We start from the raw sequence: 21,552 nt of genomic DNA on the forward strand, positions 1-21,552 counted from the left end.
TTCCTGATGATAGTCGAAACCAAAGAATTCTGCATTCGGATAAGTTTCAGCCATAATAATGGTGGAAGCTCCGTGACCGCAGCCGACATCAGCAACCCTGCCGCCCAGTTTGAGCCTTTCACTGGTTCCATCCAGATTAGGTAACCAATTTGTGATGAGATTAGCTTTATAGCCAGGCCTGAAAAATGATTCGGTTCCAAAAAACAAATCATGGTCGTGTTCATTCCATCCAAAACCTTCCCCGTTTTTATAGGCACGGGTGAGTTTTTCTTTATCTTTCCATATACTTGAGATAATATACAGTCCCGGTGTAAGAAATGCCGGTGAATCTTCATTAGCCAGAACGAATGCATGCTCGTCAGGCAACATATATTTACGCGTGGCCGGATCATACAGAATGTAACCCCCTGCAGCCTGGTTGTTAAGCCATTCATGAACGTATCTTTCATAGGTTCCGGTTTTTTCAGCCAGCTCCGCAGGTGTCATATAACCCTTATCGGACATGGCTTTATACAAACCTAATTCATGTCCTATCAACTGTAAGGCGCCTGATATACAAGCTCCCATGTCGACGATAACTTTTCCTGCAAATTCCTCTACCTTCTTAGGGTTAAGAGCTGCCTCCTTTTTTTCAACAGTAGTTTCTAACATTTTATACCTTTTTAAATCCGTAAATGAGAATCATTTAAGATGAAAAAGGCAAAGCCGGTTCAGCGCATAATCACCGGCTTTTCCCTTGCTAAATCAGTATAAAATTAGATAAAAATATCTTAAAATCCTTTACAGCTAAAAATTCGGTTAAAATTTTAATTCGAAGGTGCGTTTCCACCGCCACCCTGGTTGCCGCTGCCACCCTTGAGATCGTCGTTCTGTATTCCCCTCCTTGCCTTTTTAACCTGCAGATCCATTTTTCCGAAATTGTAGGTAAGGCTGATCCTTAACTGGCGTGAAAGGTAGCTGTATTTCGAATGGGAATAAAATGTGATGTCACTGTAGTCATAGCTATACGATTTTTCTTTCCAGAAAGGATCGCTTACAAATGAACTGATCATCAGTTTTCTTTTGAATAAGTATTGTGAAATACCTAAACCAGTATAATAATAGGATGATGATTTACTTTGTAATCCTATGTAGGATGTGAAAGCACCTGCATTCAGACTGACTGTTCCGTTCTTCCAGGCTGTCCACCGGGCGCCCATATAGCCATTAAAACTAAATCCGTCGTTCTTAATTGCATAATCAGTTACAGCCTGCAGTTTGGTGTAACTTACGCTCCAGTCGGCATATACACTGAATTTTGGCGATGGGCGGTAATTAATATTGGCATCAATGGCATACCGGTCGTTTTTACCAATATTTGCGTAGGTAGAAATTTTACCCCCATTTGGCTGAATCTTAGTTATGTTTTCGATCGAGTTGTTCACAAAATCTCCCGATGCATTCAGCGTTATATTCAATTTTGGCGAAAAGAAACTGTAGCCCAGCTCAAAAGAATGTGAAATTTCAGCGTCCAGCGAAGGATTTCCATAACTGATATTCATTGAATCCACATCATTCACATAAGGGTTCAGATACCATATGCCGGGACGGGAAAGTCTTTGTGTATAGGATGCATGGTAAGTCCGACCCTCTTTGGGCATATAGGTGAATGTAATATAAGGAACCAGGTTGAACAGACGGTTATCAAATGTTGTATTCTTTCCGAAATTTTTAGAAACGCCGTCATTCCATGTTCTCTCCATTCTAAGTCCGGCTTTTGTACTGAATTTTTCAAGTTTGAATACATACCCTGCATATAGCCCAAGTATGTACTGATCATAATCGAGATCATTTCCCGTAAGCAATTTAACCGTATCACGCCAAGTTTCCGATTCGCTCACATTTTGTCGGAGGATGAATTTAAGCCCTCCTTCAATCTGGTGCTTTTTGGTAAGCGGGTCATAATAGTCGGTCTGAAAGGTATGCTCCCGGCCTGAAGCATCATTTTCCGACCGCTGGTAATATGAAGGGAAACCTACAAGTCCGGTTACATTGTTTTTATATTCGCTTGTTGAAGGATGATCTTCAAGCTTGTAAGAAAAGGTAAGTGATTTGTCAGGCTTTTTGTAAGTTTTCTGATAATCGATATTTCCTGAAATATAACCGTATCCGTTTTTGTTTTTCATCGATGAGGTATACTGCCGGGTTATCTCATCGGTTGTGTTCCTGTAATCGGTATTCATGGCACTGGTGCTGTTGTATGCACCCAAATATCCCCAGAATGCAAGGCTGAGCAGGTTCAGCGAATCAAATTCATAACTTGCTTCTCCTGAGAATCCGCTTGACATTCCTTTATATTTTCGGTCACCTGCAGCATTGGAATAATGGTAATCCTGGTTGTTATAATACTCCGAAGTGGTGCTTGTCTTCGATTTGGGCTCTGAATATTGACTTCCGTAAAACCGCCCTGAAAAACTGAACTTGTTGATTTTTGTTGCCAGGTACAAACTTCCGTTCAAATCACCCCGTGTGCTGATACCTGCACCAACACTGCCATTGAAACCATTTACCGTTTTCCGGTTTGTGATGATGTTGATAATTCCGCCTACCCCTTCAGCATCATATTTTGAAGAAGGATTGGTTATCACTTCAATATTTTTAATTGTACTGGCCGGCATGCTTTTGAGCACCTCTTTAAGATTCGAATTCATCATGGATGAGCTCTTGCCGTTCACAAGCACTTTGAAATTAGTCTGCCCGTTGAGCCTGATGTTTTCCTCTGCATCCACGGTAATCATAGGTACCTTTGACATCATTTCCAGTGCATTGGTGGCCTGCGCTTCGGGATCGGATTCCATCGAATATACAAGTTTGTCTACTTCTATCCGCACAAGCGGTTTTTGAGCCGTAACAGTGACTGCTTTGAGTTCGATGCCTTCTTCCAGACTAACGGTTCCGATATCTGTTTTGGTGCCGGATAACTGAACGGGCATACTGAGTTCTTTAAAACCAACCGCTGTAACGGTTAACGTATAGGACTGTAACGTATCCACGGTCAGTGTGAAACGGCCTGCTGCATCGCAGGCCACCATTTTCTTCTGATCGGTACTGTCCTTTTTAAGGATAACAGTGGCGTAGGGTATTCCGTTTCCGGAACTTTTCTCGGTAATTTTGCCGCTAACCTGGTAGAGGTTTTCTTTTTGCTGGGCTGCAAGAGATACTGATATGAAAACACATATCAATACCGGAACTAATTTTTTCATTATTACAGATAGGTTTATTGAGGTATTGGAGTGCTCAGCCTAAGGTACAGTGTTCTGTAGTACAAAGCTGAATTTTCACAAATTTTAACGTAAGCCAAATAATTTTAGTGTCATTAACAAAACAAAAATGTTTTCTGCTTTAATTAGTCAGGTTAACATCCGGTAAAATTAAATAGATTTACATTAAAGCTGCGATGGTTTTATGAATCGGTCAATGTTGCTTCATCCTGTTATTTTTTTATTATCGTTAGTCTTTTCTGTACATGCTCAGGCACAGTTCCAGGATACGATATTTAAAATACAGTTGCTTCAGAATGGAAGAATTTGGTCTGATCCTCATCTGAACGTAAAAGGGGATCCTTATTTTTTCAGTAATGACTTTCTTGACGGTTCAGTGACCATCAATCATCATACTTTTGAATCCATAAGAATCCGGTATGATATACTGAATGATGAAATTCAGATGCCTGTTAAGGAAGGAGTATTGCAGCTGAATAAGGAGCTGGTCGATAGTTTTACCCTATATTTTCAGAATAGCCATCACCATTTCATTAACATACCTTCAGGACGGTATGAAAAGCTGGCCGGATATGTTCAGGTTTTATCTCCGGGTAATCCGTCACTGATCATTCAATATTATAAAAAAATAGACCGGCCGGGCATATATAATGTTCCTGATTACTTTTATCAGATTCAGCGGTTATTTGTTATCCGAAAGAATTCGGTTTATTTAATAAAAAAGAAACGTGATTTTTTCCTGGTTTTTGCTGACGAAAAAAGCAAGATCAGAACCTTCATGAGAGATAATAAGGTGCATCTGAAGAAAAGCCAACCGGAGAGTTTTATTCCGGTTATCCGATATTTGAACGGTTTTCCGGAAATAAGATGAAAGTCGTAAAAATATATCTTTTAGTCATTTTTTTATATGTTGCAGCTGATTTAGCTGCACAGAAAGCTTATCCGATTCACGGATCATACCAGGGAATGTCTTTCACTGATTTTGTACAATCCGTTGAGGACTCGTTGCACATAAGGTTTTTTTATAAATCCGAATGGGTTCAGAACATCAGAATTAAAAACAAAGGAAATTGCACGGATCTTGATTGTTTACTTAACAACACCTTTGCCGGCACAACATTGCATTACTTTATAACGGAATGGGGCCACATCATAATAACACAAGAGCTGGCTATTAAATCAGTTAACTCTGCCGGCCTTAATTCTGATCCCTACATTTCAACGGGACAACATAAAATCATCAGTGAAAACAGCTCTAAAGAATCGGATATTATTGAAATAGGGCAACCCTCGGAAAAATACAAGTCGGTGCAAGCTGTTCTTTCAGGTTATATAAAAGATAATGCAACCAATGAAGTGCTTCCGGGCGTCACTGTATTTAACAAAAAGCTGGCTGTGGGCACCATTTCAAATGAATATGGATATTATTTTCTTTCACTTCCCAAAGGTATACATACTATACAATTCACTTCACTCGGTATGCAGGAAAAATCGGTTGTTGTGAACATGAATAGTTCAGGGGAAATGAATATCGAAATGGAAAGCCAGGTGATCCCGCTGAAAGCGGTAGTTGTTACCTCTGAAAAAAGCTTTACTCTGCAACGATTTGAAGTGGGAGTGGAAAGAATTAATATGAAAACATACAGATTGATGCCCACAACCATGGGAGAAGTGGATGTAATGAAAAGTCTTTTGCTTATTCCGGGTGTAAAATCAGTGGGAGAGGGAGCTTCGGGAATTAATGTAAGAGGAGGAACCACCGATCAGAACCTCATTCTTTTATACGGTGCACCGTTATATAATACTTCCCATTTTTTTGGATTTTTTTCAGCCGTTAATTCAGATATAATCAGGGATATTACGTTATACAAAGGCGGAATCCCTGCAAAATACGGAGGCAGAATTTCTTCTGTTCTTGACATCGGAACACGTGATGGAAACAGAAAAGAATTTCACGGCAATGCCGGTATCAGCCCTGTTACGACCCATCTGGCAATTGAGGGACCTCTCATTAAGGATACACTTTCTTATATTTTTGCAGCACGCACTACCTATTCAAGCTGGATACTGAAACTTATAAACGATCCTGAAATTAACCGGAGCAGGGCAGCTTTTTACGATGCCAACGGCAAAGTAACCTATGACCCTGATATCAACAACCGGTTTGAGCTGGCGGGATATTACAGCTCCGACAATTTCCGTTTTAATATCGATTCTCTGTATCATTATGAGAATCATATATATTCTTTTAAATGGCGTCATTCATTTAACAGCCATTTAATAGCATCGGTTTCCTTAAGCAATAGTATGTATTATTACACGCTTTCAAGTGAAAAAAACAGGTTAGAAGCTTTTTGCTTGTCTCATGAGCTTAACAACTCTTCGTTCAAAACCGACTTCAACTGGTTTGCCGGTAAAAACGAAATTGGTTTCGGCACAGAAATTACCCGTTATAAATTGCACCCCGGAGACTTTGGCCCCAATAATGCATCTTCTCTTGTTAGAAGCCACAAACTGGAGAAGGAACAGGCATTGGAGAGTGCGATTTACATAGATGACAAAATTATCCTGACTGAATATTTATCGATTGATGCCGGCCTCAGGATATCCGGTTTCTTTATATTGGGGCCTAAAACAGTATTTCAGTATAATCCTGAACAACCCATGAGTATTTCAGGTATTATTGACTCTAGTGTGTACAAAAGAGGAGATCTTATTGCTAAATATGGTGGTCCTGAAGCCCGGCTTGCATTAAATTTCAGGATATCTGATAAAAATTCTTTCAAAATAAATTATAACCGTACCCTTCAATACCTTCACCTTTTGTCAAACTCTTATGCGATATCTCCAACAGATATCTGGAAGCTTTCTGATTATTACATCAGACCAAAGATTGGTGATCAGATCGCCGTGGGCTTCTATTCATTATTTCCAAAAAGTCATTTAGAATTTTCATCCGAAATTTACTGCAAGTTCATCCGGAATATGGTCGAATTCAAAGGTGGAACCAAACTGACAATGAATGAAAACATCGAAAAAAACATTGTTCCTGCCAGGGCAAAGGCCTACGGATTGGAAATTTCACTCAGGAAGAATGAAGGGAAACTTCAATATTCTCTCGGATATACTTTTTCAAGGATAATGCAGCAAAGTCAAAGCAAATTTGAAATTGAACAAATCAATTCCGGCAGGTGGTTTCCGGCAAATTTCGATAGCCCTCATGATTTATCGGTTATTTGTAGTTATTTAATCTCACGACGTTTGAGTTTCTCTGGTAACTATACGCTGTATTCCGGAAGGCCTATTACGTTTCCTGTGGCTGCTTATATATTTTATGATAATAAGTATGTCCATTATTCGGAAAGGAACAAGTACCGGATCCCGGATTATTCACGTCTTGATCTTTCAGTTACGCTGAACGGAAACCTTAGATCTCATAAAATCACTCAACCTAAATGGACATTTTCCATATTTAATGTGTTAGCCAGAAAAAATGTGTATTCTGTCTATTTTAAACGTGATGGAGATATAATAAAGGGTTATAAATTAACAATTTTTGGCAGGGCCATTCCATCCCTGACTTACAGTTTTGATTTTTAATAAGATAACTTATATGCACGATTTATATTTCCGATATATAGTTTTTTTCGCTGCTTTTCTTGTCCTTGTTACTTGCACAACTGAGTTTATACCTGAATTACGGGAACAAAATCAGATGTTGGTTGTGGAAGGACTTTTAACAGATCAGCAGGAAACACAAACGATAAAAATTTCCAGGTCACTTCCTATCGGCAGGAATATTATAAAAAGACCGATCCATGGTTGCACTGTAGCTATTTCAGATGACCTTAATAATATCGCTTTTTTTTATGAAACAGATTCAGGAATTTATGTATCCCCTGAAATGTTTCATGGCGAGGCAGGAAGATCGTACATTTTGCATATTTCAGCACCTGACGTATCGGGAACAGGTATTCGGAATTATGAATCATCCCCGGCCATACTACAGCCCGTGCCTCCGATTGATTCCCTTTATTATGAAAAAACAATTGTGAGGGATCTTGAATTTCCGGATTTCGATATTCATACCTGCCAGATTTATCTGGATACCTATGGTAGCAATAGCGGGTATTTACGATGGGAATACTTTGAAACCTGGATTCTCAGATTGTTGTTCAGTGTGCCGGATCAAAAATGCTGGGTATCAGATCATTCAAAGGAAATCCTTATTAAAAATACGACAGCTACCGGCCAAACCTACATTAAGAAACAGCCGGTTATCTATATTTCAAACAAGACAGATCGTTTGCAGACTAAATACAGCATCCTCGTGAACCAATATTCAATGAACGAGGATGAATACAATTACTGGGCAGCGTTAAAAACCCTGTCCGATGGATCAGGAGGACTTTATGATGTGATCCCTGCCGCAGTTCCCGGTAATATAAGATGCATTGAGGACTCTTCCGAGACCGTGCTCGGTTATTTCAGTGTTTCAGCCAAATCCTCAAAAAGGATTTTTATAGATGAGATATTCCGGGGAATCATTAACCAGTATTCAAACTGCATAACCGATACTGTTTATGGTGATGTCCCCATAAGAGGCATCGATACAACGGTCTGGGTTTTATTTGACCGCCCTGCCGCTACACCGATTCCCCGAAGAAGAATCCTCACTTCAACATGGGGATGTTACTCCTGTACTGCCAGAGGAACAAAAGAAAGACCATCATTCTGGATAGGTGAATGACCTGAAATTTTACAGTATGGATAAAAAAAGAATTACTGTTTATCTTTCTTTCCTTCTGATTCTGATTACAAATCCGGTCAGTGGTCAACCGGATATTATCTCTGAGTTGAAGAAAGATTTTGAAAAGTATGTACAGGCTTTTCCGCGTGAAGAAATTTTTGTACACACCGACAGGAAAGAATATATTGCCGGTGAAAATTTATTTTTGTCATTGTATGTTCTCGACCGGAAGGATTTCAGAATATCGGACAGAAGCAAAATTGTTTACCTGGAATTGCTAAATGAACAACATGTTGCGGTTGTACAACATCAATTATTGGTAGACAGGGGCGTAGGATCAGATAGTTTTATTTTGCCGGATACATTACCTACCGGACAATATACGCTAAGGGCTTACACCAACTGGATGAAGAATTTCATGCCATCCAATTGCTTTACAAAAAAAATAGTACTTTTTAACTCATTGAATCAGGAAAATCCTGTCCTGCAGTATCAGGTACTTCAGAATACACCTGATATCAATGCCGCAGACAGATCACGATTTAAATTGGTAGTCGACCGTTCATTGAAGGATACGTTAAGAATAACCGGGGAAATGGATTCGGGCACTTCCAAAACATTCATTATTATTGTTCAGACACATGGAAACATTGATTTTACCGGTACTTTTCAAATTGCCGGTAAAACTGCTGATATAAAAATTCCCTTATCGGTTTTGTCCCCAGGTGTAAACCAGATTACACTGTTTGATGGTACAGGAATGCCTCTGGCAGAAAAACTTATTTATACTCCATTTCCAAAGACCGATTCGGAATGGCTACAGGCAAAGGATCATTACACAGAAAGAGAGAAAATTTCGCTCACTTTTAATGCAAATAGTATAAGTGATCTGCCCAAAACTTTTAGTATATCTGTTGCTCCCGGAGATTATGATAATATGAATATCAGGGATTACCTGATTTTTGGTACAGAATTCGAAACAGGTAATGGAATCTTATCCACTCAGGAACTTTTCTTAAGTGAAAAGATAGACAGTTTGTTAAATGATACCGAAAGTAACTGGATTAACTGGAAATGGATTCGTTCAGGAAAATTGCCACAAATAAACTTTCCCATGGAAACAGAATACCAATATGTCACGGGAAGTACGGGAATCAGATCAGATAGTTTACAAACTGTCATGTTATGTTCACCAGGCAAAAAAGCTGTTTTTCAGTATACTATAGCGGACACAAACGGTCGGTTTATTATGCCAGTAGTTATAGATAGCCGGTTATATGATTTTATCATGATACCGGCCTCCATCAATGTGCCACCCGATATGGAAATTGAGTCGTCATTTATGGGTTTTGCGGGAAACAGCCAAAGGCAAACACGTTCTGTGATCCTTGTTCCATCCTACATGCTGGATTGGTCAATTTATTACCAGGTAAGACGACTCTATGGTTTAAATCAAACAGCTAATGGATCTGACACCATTGCTGAATTGCCGGAAAAAGTTCGTTTCTATGGCAAACCCGACCAGGAATTAATATTGGCTGATTTTATCGCATTGCCTTTAATGGAGGAGATTTTCTATGAAATTCTTCCTCATGTTGCAATAAGAAAAAAGGAAGGAGCCAGGGAAATAGTAATTGTGGACAGAATTGACAATCGTCCATACACAGCAAAACCCCTCCTTATGATTGACGGAGTCATTATTAATGATCCCGACCTGATAATTGATCTGGATCCTCAGCTTGTTGAAAAAATCGATGTAATCAGAAGCAAGTACATGAGCGGGATTTTTATCTTTCCCGGAATAATTAATGTGATTACTAAAAAAGCCGATTTTTCATCAGTTCCACCTGTGAAATACAGCAGGCGCATCACCCAGCGGTTTCAGGGGGGAACGGGATCTTTTTATTCACCTGATTATTCACAAATAGAGAACGGGGAAAGGATTCCCGATTACCGTACTACCCTGTACTGGAATCCTGCTGTAAACCTGGAACACAATACGGAAGAAAAGGTGGTTTTCTTCAGCTCTGATCTGAAATCAGATTATTGGATCACCGTCAATGGTATAAAAAATGACGGATCAGTCTTTTCAATTTTAAAGAAAATAAAAGTGGAATGAAAGATGAACTTCTTTTCTAAGGTTGCATGGTAAAATACGAATAAGAAGAAGCTTCACCTATCTTTATAAACCTTCTTGAAATTACGGGTTGTTCGGAGCCGCCCGGTGTATATTCAGCAACTAACAGATATCCGCCCGGTTTTTCCGGAAGGTTGATTTTTTCAATAAAACTGGTTGTGATCAGTGGATCCAATTTGACTGTTTCTTCGTGCACGGATTTTTTTTTCCCGGTTTCATCCAGTATAAGTAATTCAAGTTTTCCTTCCGAAGCCAAATTGTTATTATTTACACCGGTGAGTTCAAAAGCAAGTTCTGTTCCGGGTTTATGAGGGATTGCATATTTTACATATCTTTCATCGGTGAGATTGATAAATACTGCTGCAGGAGCGAAACAATGCCTGAACCATGAAAGAGTCTTCCCTGGTTCAAGGTCCTTTATATCATTAATAAACCAGTCGCCCGTGTATCCATAATTGTTGGCCAGGTAACAGAATGCCAGCACACCGGCCAGGTTGGGATTGCTTCTTAGCCATTCGGTTTCGCATTGCAGCCAGTATGCCTGCAATTCACGGTTTTCTTCGGCAGTGGAGTTTTCTCCAAGATAGTAATTGTACACATCAACGGTAAGTTTGCTGGGCGTTCCGTTCCGCCACAACCAGATCCATCCGTATTCATTCACGAGCTGTGCGGACGACGAGCGTTCGGCCTGCAGGATGATCCCTGGTTTATAGTCAAGTTTTCCAAGCGGGTAAGGATGTTTTTCAAATTCTTTGATATCCATATTCCAGGGTCCCTGGTAGGGGTGCGGCTCATCCATCTCGTCCCTGTTCATCTGGTCGCCCGTCATGTAACCGGCATCCCAGATCCTTGTCGGATCCAGTTTCTGTAACTCCGGTATAAGAACATTGCCAATATACTCATCCTGGTTTTCATTTATGGCATCCCAAATGGCTATACTGGGGTGAGAACCGTCAGTCCATATCCAGTCAGTGTACTCCCTATTTATTTCTTCATCCCATCCGTGATTCTGCCAGTAAAGCCATTCGTTCTGGAAGAGAAGTCCATATTGATCGGCCAGGTCATACCAGAAATCAGGCACTATACCGACACAAATACGCATGGCGTTCCAGTTGAGCTGCTTCGGGTATTCAACAAGTAATTTTTTCACCCATTCTTTGTCCCAGACAAGGTTTCTGCTGTCGGGATCTTCAAGGAACCGCTGAAAGGTAATATTGGTACCACGCAGGATATACTGTTGCCCGTTCAGATAAAAAAACTTTCCTCTCCTTGTAAAATCGCGCATTCCGAAAGTTTTTTCCAGCTTGTCCGTTTCTTTGCCGTTTAAGTTAATTGTGATATCTGCTACATATAACTCAGGATTTTCAGGAGTCCACAGGGTAAAATCATGCGTGGGAATTTCAATTTCCGTCTCCGTCAGGTTATCCCTTCTGCTGATGGTTACAGCGCCTGATTGAGCTACTATCCTACCGGTCTTTTTTTCTTTAATTGACAGGTTAACCCGAACGCTGTCAGTCATCTGATCGCCATAAAAAATCTGGGCGGATCTGAAATTACGGAGTTGAAGTTTGGCTGTGATTTTTTTACCCGCCACCGATGGAAGTATGAGTGCCCGGTTAATCCGCACATCACCGGTAAAGGAAATGGAAACGTCATCCCAGATACCGGGAAGGTAATGTTCCTTTTCTTTATCGGTGCCCCCGGCTGCCTCGGACGGAAGCCAGACTCTTTCACCAACACGCACCAGTATGACGTTCTCCCCGCCATACTTAACAGCACCGGTTGCCTTGAATTCAACCGGCGTATAACAGGCCATCGATGTTCCCAGGTCAAAGCCGTTAAAAAATACCTGCGTAACATACTGGCTTTTTTTAAGGGTAATGACGGCTTCCTTACCCTTTAAATCTTCAGGAATGAAAACTGTTTTTTTATACCAGCTGTACCTCGGAGTATAATCCAGGTCGTAAAGGCTGTGCTGTTCCTTTGCCGTTACTTTATCAGGCCTTTTAAAGAATTTGTCGTAATCTTCAATTCGCGGTTCTGCCATGGTTATTACACCGGGAACAGGAATTTTCCGGGTGAATTTTTTGGGTGGGAAGGCATCTGTGGTCTGATCAAAATCCCATGTGCCGTTCAGGTTTATAACGGTTCTTGAATCGCAAAAAGCGGCATAAAAAGAAAACAGGGACAGGCTGGCAACAAAAAAAAGTCTGAACATACGATTAGAGTTAATGAATTACAGGCAATCCAAGGTCATCAAATTTACTTTTTTCAGCGATTGTTTTTTCAACATCCTGCCAGCTCCTGGGAGCGATTTTCGAAAGAATTTCACAACCATCTTTGCCTATCAGCACATCGTCTTCAATACGGATGCCTATATTCCACCATTTTTTATCGCAATGACTTCCTTCCGGTATATAAATACCGGGTTCAACCGTCACAACCATATTTTCCTTTAAAATTCCGTCCGGGGCTTCTTTGTCGTGAACATCCAGTCCGAGAGGATGTGAGCAGTTATGAAGCGTAAACGCGGGAGCATCTTTTAGATCACTGATTATTCCAAGATCTAAAAGGCCTTTTGCAAGTACCTGGTCTGATGCAGTGTATAAATCAGAAAAGGAATTTCCGGCCTTGCAAAGTTTGAAAACCGCATTTTGTGCCTGGTAAACAATTTCATAGATTTCCTTTTGTTCTGATGTGAATTTTCCGTTTGCCGGAATTGTACGCGTTATATCTCCTGAATATCCCTTATATTGGGCACCTATATCCATCAGCACAAGATCACCGTTTTCAATTACCCGGTCATTGGTCATATAATGAAGGATACATGTATTTCTACCTGATCCCACAATGGGTGGGAAGCCTTCGCATTCATCTCCACCCAGTTTTCTGTGCACAAAGGTATGGATGGCTTCCAGTTCCGATTCATTTATTCCGGGATGAACCGCTTTCATAACTTCTTTATGCGCAATGGCAGTGAGGTCAACAGCCTTTTTCAGTACGGCCAATTCCTCAGGGGTCTTAACTTCTCTCAATGATCCGGTTATCAGTTGGTACCAGTCAGGGCCCCAGAGTGGCTCATTTACTGAATTTCTTATTATTTCAGTCTGCGAAGTATCAGGATTCTGCAAAACCAGTTTTACTACAGGATCGTTGGCGAAGGCGGGGTTGTGTTCAGCCTGGCTTTTGAAGAAATCTACATATCTTGGCAGAGTTTGGCTATTCATGTATTTCTTCATATAAAGCTTAACATTATGAAGAAGCGCGTCACCAGGTTCAGGAACTTTTTGCTTAAATGTCTGGTAAAGTCCGGAAAGATCATACCCTGACCCGTTATCTTCAATATCCGCAGGAATATTGTCATGAATTACAACGTTGAAACGATTGAAATCGACCGCCAATTCCGAAAACTCCCTTGCATCACGGGCATTTTTGAATCCCAGTAAATCCATTGTGCCATCCGGTCCAAGCCTTCTTCCTGTCCATTTTTCTTCATATGGGTCATGGCCCCTGACAAAAAATATTTCATTATAGGTACTGTCCCCGGTGCCCTGTATTTCTTTAAATATAATAAGCACAGAATTTGGCTCCGTATAACCGGTGAGATAGTACAGGTCGGGGTTTGGATGATAATTGTAATAATTATCCGCTGAAAAATTTCTTTGCGGATAGGCAAAAATGAAAGCGGCCGAATTGGCAGGCATAAGGTCGCGGAATGCCTGGCGGCGGTTTTTATAAAATTCGGGAGTGACAGGTTGGGTAAATGCCGATGATACGGTTATCATCAGCAACAGAATTGTATTGATGTAGTTGGTGCGCATAGGGTGTTTTAATAGGCATCTAGTCTGTAGTCTGTTAGTCTTTAAGTATTTAATTAATAAGCCATTAAGGCCTAAGAGATTTATGAAGCTTCGCGATTTCCAGCATCCAGTATCCAGCATCTATTTAATCATCACCACCCTGTCACTTACTTTTTCAAATTTCGAAAACACAAGATTATCATCAAACCTGGTGTCCTCCTGAACGGGTTGACATTAAATGTAGTGAACAGTTTGAATATTTGCAAATATGGCGGGTAACCTTGACGAATTCATTAATGCATTTAAGCGCCATAAAGAACTAAGTGAGTGGAAAAAATAGTACATTTAATACTAACCAAATCTTTAAGGAGGAGCTGTCATGATCAGAAAGTTTTTGATTGCATTTATCCTGATGGTTTCTTCAGGAGTCTACGGCCAGCAGTGGGTGAAAGTCTGGTCAGACGAGTTCAATAATCCCGGATTGCCGGACACTTCTAAATGGTCCTGGGAAGTTGGACCTTTCATGAATGGCGAGGCACAGTATTACACAAACCGGCGTATTGAAAATTGCCATATTGATGATACTACGCTCGTTATTGAAGCAAGGAAGGAGAATTATCTTGGTGCTTCATACACATCCTCAAGAATCATTTCACGCTATAAAGGAGACTGGCAGTATGGCCGTATTGAAATACGTGCAAAAATTCCCACCGGCAAAGGATCATTTCCTGCAATATGGCTGATGCCCACTGACTGTATTTATGGAGGATGGCCGTCCAGTGGTGAAATTGATATCATGGAGAATGTGGGTTTTGAGCCGGACAATATCTATAATACTGTTCATTTCTATGGTACAAATGGCACAGGCCATCAATCCTCGGGCAGTCATGTTGCCCGTAACGCACCGTATGATCATTTTTTCACCTATGCCATTGAATGGACACCTGATAAAATCGACTGGTATATAGATGACGCAAAAGTATACACATACTCTAAACCAGTTGGCTCTGATTACCGGTCATGGCCATTTAACGACAAGTTTTATCTCATACTTAATCTTGCAATAGGAGGACAATGGGGAGGATCCCAGGGAATTGATCCGGCAATCTTTCCGTTGAAGTTCATCATCGATTATGTCAGGATTTATAAATGGCAATCTAACCCCGGGCCATATACTCTCACTACTGAAACTTCAACTGGTGGTACTGTAGCGGTAATTCCCCGGCAGGAAACCTATATTGCGGGAACCCCGGTACAACTTACGGCCTTCCCCGATAATGGCTATTATTTCGGAGGATTCCTTTACATGGGCAATGCCAATCCTATAACCATTGAAATGGTAGATGACCTTACAGTGATTCCGCTGTTCTTTAAATCAGGTGAGCTGATAAAAAACGGTACTTTCGACAGGGGCCTTTTCGGGTGGAACAACATTTACATTAATGATAATCTTACACAATCGGCAGTTACCGACTGGGAGAGTGGTACTTATGTATTCAAAGTTCTGAAACCTGCTACTGAATGGTGGCATCTGGGTGATCAGTGGCTGGGTATACCCGTAAAGCAGGGAAAGACATATAAGGTTTCCTTTGATGCCTGGGCAGACAACCCCGGACAATTGGGTATCAGCCTATCCCGGAACTATGGTAATTATGCCGCCTACTATGAGAATCCTTCCATAGCCATAACCCAAACTAAAACAAACTACAACTGGCAATTTACTTTTAATAATGCTTCGGATAATAATTGCCGGCTTTACTTTGGTTTTGGACGTTTTTCCGGAAAGATTTACATTGATAATATAAGCATGACAGAACTTGTAACCACAGGAACTGAAGAGATTGACGATGTTTCACAACCGGTCATTAGCGCAGGAACAGAACCTTCAACAGGCCGTATTCATATTTATTTAACACTTGTACAACCCGAAAATGTTAATCTTACTTTATATAATCTTCAGGGTGTTAAACTAGCAACAATTTATAATGGCTATTTGCACGAAGGGTCTCATAGCATGGAGACTCCATTGCAGAAAGCTTTATTCCCTCCAGGCATATATTTCCTGCAGTTTAAAGGAAGCAGCCATACTTCCTCAATAAAATTTCCCCTGTTTTAAAATAGAGCAGAGACGCACGGCTGTGCGTCTCTGCAATAATAAATCAATTTCCCTTAATAAACCTTTTACAAATCACCCCGCTTCGTGTATTTATTTCCAGCAGGTACATACCTGCCGGCAACCTTGAAACATTGATTGTTTTGTTATTGTTATGAACAGTAATACTCTCTTTTAACATAAGCATACCCGAAGGAGAGATCACTGAAAGTTCAGCCTCTTTTAAATCAGCCAGTCCGCTTACAACTAATTCATTTCCTGCAGGCACGGGAAAGATTCTGATTGCTTCCAATTCATTCTCACTTAGGCCTGTAACATAATTTACATCCACTAACACAGTCTTTGTTGCCGTTGTATAATTTGAACTGTCATCAGGATAAAATACAACCTGTAACGACTGATTCATTCCCGAATCCACAACAGTACCTTCAGGTGGGTTGTATTCAAATGTGCCTGCCAATGATGAACCGGCATTCAGCTGATCTGATGTAAGCGTATCTCCGTTACTCATATCAGCAGGAGTATCCCATGTAATCACCGGCGTAGCCTTGTTCACTGTTAGAATAACAGTTTTAGTGGCTGAAGAAAAATTGATGTCGCCGGGAACGAATGTTACTTTCAGAACTATGCTATCGCCTGCATTCAACAGGGAATTCGATGCAGGAGTGTACACAAATGTACCGGTCATATTGGCGGTAGCATTGAGTTGTGTTGAGCTTAGCCTGGTGCCATAGGTTATCGCGGCGGGATTACTCCATTGGATGGTGGGTCGGAGCGTATCATTGATGGCAAGATCCGTATTTCCGGAATCAATCATCAGGTAAGTGACAGAGTAGGGTGGGGCATCAATGACTATTTCATCATTTATCACACCCGAATTGGCTTTCAAAGTAGCATAATTCATCGGACCACCGGCTACAAGTTCAGGCCCCTGACCATTAATATAAACCTTCCTTGAAAATGGCCTTGTTACGTCAGTAGGTACATCTGTGCCCCCTACCAGTGTATAGAAATAATAGCGGCTGCCTACTTTCTTATTTTCCACATTCACCCGCACATATTGCGGGGCACTGCCTTTGTTAACAATCACGCTGGCAGTCTGGCCCGACCTGAATGTGCTTGAGTAGGCTACAATAGCAGAAGAACCTTTGGTGGTTGTGTTAACCATGACATCGCCCATAAAACGCTGCATGTAATAGAGATAAAAGAAGGCAGGGCGGGGATTAAATGTAGGAACTCCGGGTTCGTTACCATAGGAGTACATGCCATGATCATCACCGTTTCCCCAACCATTGGCAAGATCCCAGCGGCAAGAAAGTCCTATTTTGCTCTTTATAACTTCACCAACGACCATGGCAGAAAACATGCCCCCGATTTGCGATACAGCCTGTTTTGAGCCTACCGCAAAAGTATTGTATTCAGTAAGAGCTATAGGCCGTAAAGGCATTCCGGCCTGTTGAGCGCATGTGTTCACATAATTTATATACCCCGATGTCTGGGCAGGAGCGGACAAAAGCACAGCAGCCGTTGAGTTCTGGTTGTATGGCGTATAATAGCTATGGACTATATAGAAATCAATTACATCACCTGCTTCCTTCATCAAATCCACATTCCAGTTGGCAGGACCACTTCCGGATGCCTCACACGTTACAGCACCTATATATATCTCAAGCCCTTTTTCAGCAGCGGCAGCTTTCATTGAATCCACAAACACCCGGCAGTGTTTTCCGTAAAGCGTACCTGTGATAATCTCAGGCTGTCCGTCTTTGTTGAGTGAAGTATCGATCCGGTAACCGGCCTCCCAGGACCCTGAAACCTCATTCCCGATTTCCCAGAATTTGGTTCTGCCATTATCATACCTGACCCAGTCGGCTGCCATATGCGCAGCCTGAGCAACAGGATCATTACTGGTTCCATACCGCGCATAGCCGTAGTTCACTGTGAGTATACCAGTAACATTCGTCTGGGCGAGAATGCTGTAAAAAGAATCGATACCCATTGTCCATCCTGGTTCCCATGGGTCAGGACGGATGCCGTACCATTCGAAATCCTTACCGCCGCCTGATAATAAAGAATCCGGTACGTCAGCAGGCGGAGTATAATGACTCCTGTTCCAGAAATAAACATCCGAAATACTTCCCGAAGGCCCCCGCAAAACGCCCATTTTACGATCGGATAGGTATTTCATGAGCGTTTTGTTTTCCGACATACTGGATGTGAAAGTATTGGCATTGTCACCGAAAACATAAACCGGCACTTTGGTAACCGTGTCGGTTGCATGAATGGTAACAGCCACCGATGCGTTGAATTCAGATTTGTTTACCGGGTTATAGTCCGGCGTTGAAATAGTCTTCGGTTGCCAGGTATCAAGAAAGAATCCCTGTTGGGTAAATGCAAGGTTGGATACAAAACAAAGAGCAGGAAAAAATAGTAAAGTTCTAAGCTTCATAGTAAAGAGGTTTAATGAAACGCAATAATTGCCTTTCTCAGGTTTGTGCAAATATACGAGAATTAGCAGGCGAGGGTTAATCAGGTTGGGTTAAATAAACTGTCTTGCCTGTATTGGCAGATTCTCTTGCGGCATCCAAAATTTTTACAACAGTAAGATTATTATCGATGGAATAAGGATCATAAGGTTTCATTACTATTTTACCACGGATAACCTGAATAAAATAACTGAAAGGATCTTCATAAACAGCGATATCATTTGAAGTGATTCTTTTCACAGTTTCATTTCCTGTCGACTGGTTTCTCATCCGCATGTCATTCCTGTTATCTGCAAGTATATATCCGTTCTGCCCGTAAATTTCTATGTCTTTCCGGCCAAAAGGCCAATTCCATGAAGCTTCGATAATGCAAATCCCTGTCGGAAAATTAACCAGTATGGTGGCATCATCATCCACCCGGGGATAAACCTGCGGTTTTAAACGCCTTGTAACTGCTGTGACTGAAAGGGGCTTTTCTCCTTTTGTCATATAGGTCATCAGGTTTGCGCCATAACATCCGAAATCAATGATGGCACCGCCGCCATTTTTAACCGGGTCTGTGAGCCATTCAAGGAACTCCTTGCTGCAGCCTATCTCAACGGGACCCTGGTGACCGTCATGAACCACAATTTTTCTGATTAAACCTACATAATTGCTGTCATTCACCAGTTGCCAGGCTTTGGCTGTGCTAGGGTACCATGAAGTTTCAAAATCCGTAAGTACAAAAATCCGGTATTGTAATGCGAGTGCATTGATTTTTTGCGCATGTTCAACATTCACTGCCAGCGGCTTTTCAACCATAACATGAATGCCCCGGGGCGCACAGGCTTCAACAACTTCAAGGTGCTCGAATATCGAACCGAAGGCCAGCACAGCCTCAGGTTTAACCTGGTCAAGCATTTTTCCGAGGTTGTCGAAAAAGAGTCCTTTGTCCAGGGAATACTTAGCGGAATACTTACTTACCAGGTCTGGATTTGGCTCAAAAATTCCCACAACCTGCAAATCCCCTTTGTCTTGATTCATCCGGTCGAGAATGAAACCGACATGGTCATGTGTCATACGGGCAATGGCCATTTTAACCGGCTTTTGCGGTTGTGCATTTGTAATAGTAACCACAGCGAGCAAAATAGCTGATATAATGAGTGTTTTACGTATCATCGCTTTGATTTGGCCGGGGTTTGAGATTGTTCTTTCAATTTTATTTCGTCATACCAGTGCTTCATCACAAAATATGCCCGTTTCTTTTGTCCCTGGTCGGATACAAGCCCTTTCCGGTTGAAATCATCCTGGTATCCGGGTAGTTGACGGTTGGGCGACCTGAAATCCTTAAGTATCCAAGGGGTAGTACCTGCCAGTGCCGGGATTTTCTTAAGCATCGCGATACTATGAACATACAGGTCTTCCTGGTAATCCTCTGAAAAGCGGTCGGTTTTCCCACCCCGGAGCCCGTAAACGCATTCACCGCCGAACTCGCTGATGATGACCGGCTTTTCCTCTGTGAAAGTCCACTCCACCCGGTCACATTTTTCCGGAAGGCCATCATACCAACCCACATACTGGTTGAAACTCAGCACATCAAAAAGTTTGCTGAGCGGATCATTTACAGTCATTAATCCGGGTTTGATCTCTTCCTTTTCAAGGGCGGCACTTACAAATCTCACATTATCCATACTCCGCGCCCTTGCGGCAAGACGGCTGAGAAAATCATACCGGGCATTGCCCTGTGGCGTTTCATTGGCAACTGACCAGACAATGATGTTAGCCCTGTTTTTATCACGGGTGATCATATCAATAAGTTGCTGTTCAGCATTGGAATATGTACCAGGATTGTCAAAACGGATCGTCCAGTAAACAGGCACTTCAGACCACACCATGATTCCCATTTTTTCAGCCTGCCGGATCATCTGCTCATTATGAGGATAATGAGCCAGTCGTACGAAATTGCATCCCATATCTTTCGCCCAGGTCAGCAATGCTATCGCATCATCGGCCGACCAGGCCCTTCCGTTCCTGTAGGCGGCTTCTTCATGAATGCAAACTCCCCGCAGGAAAGTCTCCTTTCCGTTAACCAGAATTTTTGTGCCTTTTGTTGCAAGGGTTCTGAAACCAATCTGATCGGTTATATGGTCGGTCTCGGAGATAATGGTAACTGTGTAAAGTTTGGGATTTTCAGGACTCCATAAAACAGGACTTGCCGGTATATCAAAGGATGCATAACCGTTATTATCTGAAGTAACTTCTGTTGAAATCTTTAATTCAGGTATTTCCACACGTACTTTCTGAACAGGCTTATTTCCGTCGAGTTGTACCCAACCCGTAATCTTTCCCGCATCACCTTTTTTCAGCTGAACATAGTAATCCCTTACCAGGGTAGATGGGGCTTCAATGAGGTTAACTTCCCTGGTTATACCGCCGTAGTTCCACCAGTCGGTTTTCAAAGTCGGCACACCTTCAGGAATCCTTTTATTATCCACTTTAACAACAACAGAGTTTTCACCTGCTTTGATGAGTCCGGTTACCTCGAAATCAAAGGGGGTGAATCCTCCTGTATGGATTCCAAGAGTTTTGCCATTCAAAAAAACGATAGACTCATAATTAACAGCACCAAAATGCAGGAACAGCCGTTTCCCTTCTGTGGGATTATAATCGAATCGTTTCCTGTACCACACTGTGCCTTCATAGTAATACAGTTCCGGCATCTGGCTGTTCCAGTCGCCCGGCACTTTCAGCGTTTTCGCCGATTCGAATTCATATTCCTGCAATACGCTTTTATCTTTCCAGTCAAGATCTTTCCCGAAACTATTTTCAACCGGCTTACGCCTGTAATCATAGTAGCCGTTTTCATATGGGTCGACAATGATTTTCCAGTTACCATCCAGGGAAGTGGTGCTTCTCCCTGAAATATTAATTAACTGCGGGTATGGCTGATTTTGGGCAAAAGATCCGATAGTAATCAGCATCAGAAGGAACAGAACAGTTGTCTTCATTTATAGTATCCAAGATTAA

General features: G+C 41.6%; 12 protein-coding genes. 5 read left to right on the top strand and 7 right to left on the bottom strand.

Going from position 1 to position 21,552, the window contains the following annotated elements; translation table 11 throughout:
- The coding region (locus tag VK179_09650; protein ID HLO58994.1) for a class I SAM-dependent methyltransferase at nucleotides 1-651 on the bottom strand (651 nt) is incomplete at its 3' end.
- A gap of 155 nt (nucleotides 652-806) precedes the next feature.
- Nucleotides 807-3,242: a TonB-dependent receptor gene (locus tag VK179_09655; protein HLO58995.1), complete on the bottom strand. Its 2,436-nt coding sequence runs from the start codon at nucleotides 3,240-3,242 to the stop codon at nucleotides 807-809.
- Nucleotides 3,243-3,444: 202 nt separating this feature from the next.
- Here VK179_09655 and VK179_09660 point away from each other — a divergent pair, with 202 nt between their 5' ends.
- Genes VK179_09660 through VK179_09675 form a run of 4 tightly spaced genes read left to right on the top strand, consistent with a single transcriptional unit; the run spans nucleotide 3,445 to nucleotide 10,129 of the window.
- Nucleotides 3,445-4,131, top strand: a complete 687-nt coding sequence (locus VK179_09660) for a hypothetical protein (GenBank protein ID HLO58996.1) — start codon at nucleotides 3,445-3,447, stop codon at nucleotides 4,129-4,131.
- Entirely contained in the window at nucleotides 4,128-6,860 is a 2,733-nt protein-coding gene (locus tag VK179_09665; protein HLO58997.1) for a TonB-dependent receptor, read from the top strand. The genes VK179_09660 and VK179_09665 overlap by 4 nt, the downstream gene beginning before the upstream one ends.
- A gap of 13 nt (nucleotides 6,861-6,873) precedes the next feature.
- Nucleotides 6,874-8,010 carry a DUF4249 domain-containing protein gene (locus VK179_09670; GenBank protein HLO58998.1) on the top strand — a complete coding sequence of 379 codons (1,137 nt, stop codon included), beginning with the start codon at nucleotides 6,874-6,876 and terminating at the stop codon, nucleotides 8,008-8,010.
- A 16-nt stretch (nucleotides 8,011-8,026) separates the two neighbouring features.
- The gene (locus VK179_09675; GenBank protein ID HLO58999.1) at nucleotides 8,027-10,129 is read left to right on the top strand and encodes a hypothetical protein; all 2,103 of its coding nucleotides are present in this window, start codon (nucleotides 8,027-8,029) and stop codon (nucleotides 10,127-10,129) included.
- 16 nt (nucleotides 10,130-10,145) lie between these two features.
- Here the strand turns inward: VK179_09675 and VK179_09680 are convergent, their stop codons facing one another.
- Both VK179_09680 and VK179_09685 read right to left on the bottom strand, forming a co-directional pair.
- Nucleotides 10,146-12,365: a hypothetical protein gene (locus VK179_09680; protein HLO59000.1), complete on the bottom strand. Its 2,220-nt coding sequence runs from the start codon at nucleotides 12,363-12,365 to the stop codon at nucleotides 10,146-10,148.
- 10 nt (nucleotides 12,366-12,375) lie between these two features.
- On the bottom strand, nucleotides 12,376-13,968 hold the full coding sequence (locus VK179_09685) for an aminopeptidase P family protein (protein ID HLO59001.1): 1,593 nt from the start codon (nucleotides 13,966-13,968) through the stop codon (nucleotides 12,376-12,378).
- A 358-nt stretch (nucleotides 13,969-14,326) separates the two neighbouring features.
- On the opposite strand from VK179_09685, the gene VK179_09690 reads away from it, so the two are divergent.
- On the top strand, nucleotides 14,327-16,063 hold the full coding sequence (locus tag VK179_09690; protein HLO59002.1) for a family 16 glycosylhydrolase: 1,737 nt from the start codon (nucleotides 14,327-14,329) through the stop codon (nucleotides 16,061-16,063).
- Nucleotides 16,064-16,106: 43 nt separating this feature from the next.
- Here the strand turns inward: VK179_09690 and VK179_09695 are convergent, their stop codons facing one another.
- The 3 genes from VK179_09695 to VK179_09705 form a co-directional block, all read right to left on the bottom strand.
- Nucleotides 16,107-18,509, bottom strand: coding sequence for a T9SS type A sorting domain-containing protein (locus VK179_09695; protein HLO59003.1), 2,403 nt, complete (start codon nucleotides 18,507-18,509; stop codon nucleotides 16,107-16,109).
- Between the two features lie 76 nt (nucleotides 18,510-18,585).
- Nucleotides 18,586-19,704: a Gfo/Idh/MocA family oxidoreductase gene (locus VK179_09700; protein HLO59004.1), complete on the bottom strand. Its 1,119-nt coding sequence runs from the start codon at nucleotides 19,702-19,704 to the stop codon at nucleotides 18,586-18,588.
- Nucleotides 19,701-21,533 (bottom strand): glycoside hydrolase family 2 TIM barrel-domain containing protein, encoded by a 1,833-nt coding sequence (locus VK179_09705; protein HLO59005.1) that lies wholly within the window; start codon nucleotides 21,531-21,533, stop codon nucleotides 19,701-19,703. Before VK179_09705 ends, VK179_09700 begins: the two co-directional genes overlap by 4 nt.
- Between the last annotated feature and the right edge of the window lie 19 nt (nucleotides 21,534-21,552).

It is taken from the genome of Bacteroidales bacterium (genome assembly GCA_035299085.1).
In the GTDB taxonomy this organism is placed as follows: domain Bacteria; phylum Bacteroidota; class Bacteroidia; order Bacteroidales; family UBA10428; genus UBA5072.

Bases quoted from the DNA above. Each gene is read 5' to 3' on its own strand.
- VK179_09700 (HLO59004.1), bottom strand. From the start codon at position 19,704: ATGATACGTAAAACACTCATTATATCAGCTATTTTGCTCGCTGTGGTT.
- VK179_09675 (HLO58999.1), top strand. From the start codon at position 8,027: ATGGATAAAAAAAGAATTACTGTTTATCTTTCTTTCCTTCTGATTCTG.
- VK179_09655 (HLO58995.1), bottom strand. From the start codon at position 3,242: ATGAAAAAATTAGTTCCGGTATTGATATGTGTTTTCATATCAGTATCT.
- VK179_09695 (HLO59003.1), bottom strand. From the start codon at position 18,509: ATGAAGCTTAGAACTTTACTATTTTTTCCTGCTCTTTGTTTTGTATCC.
- VK179_09680 (HLO59000.1), bottom strand. From the start codon at position 12,365: ATGTTCAGACTTTTTTTTGTTGCCAGCCTGTCCCTGTTTTCTTTTTAT.
- VK179_09705 (HLO59005.1), bottom strand. From the start codon at position 21,533: ATGAAGACAACTGTTCTGTTCCTTCTGATGCTGATTACTATCGGATCT.
- VK179_09665 (HLO58997.1), top strand. From the start codon at position 4,128: ATGAAAGTCGTAAAAATATATCTTTTAGTCATTTTTTTATATGTTGCA.
- VK179_09670 (HLO58998.1), top strand. From the start codon at position 6,874: ATGCACGATTTATATTTCCGATATATAGTTTTTTTCGCTGCTTTTCTT.
- VK179_09685 (HLO59001.1), bottom strand. From the start codon at position 13,968: ATGCGCACCAACTACATCAATACAATTCTGTTGCTGATGATAACCGTA.
- VK179_09660 (HLO58996.1), top strand. From the start codon at position 3,445: ATGAATCGGTCAATGTTGCTTCATCCTGTTATTTTTTTATTATCGTTA.
- VK179_09690 (HLO59002.1), top strand. From the start codon at position 14,327: ATGATCAGAAAGTTTTTGATTGCATTTATCCTGATGGTTTCTTCAGGA.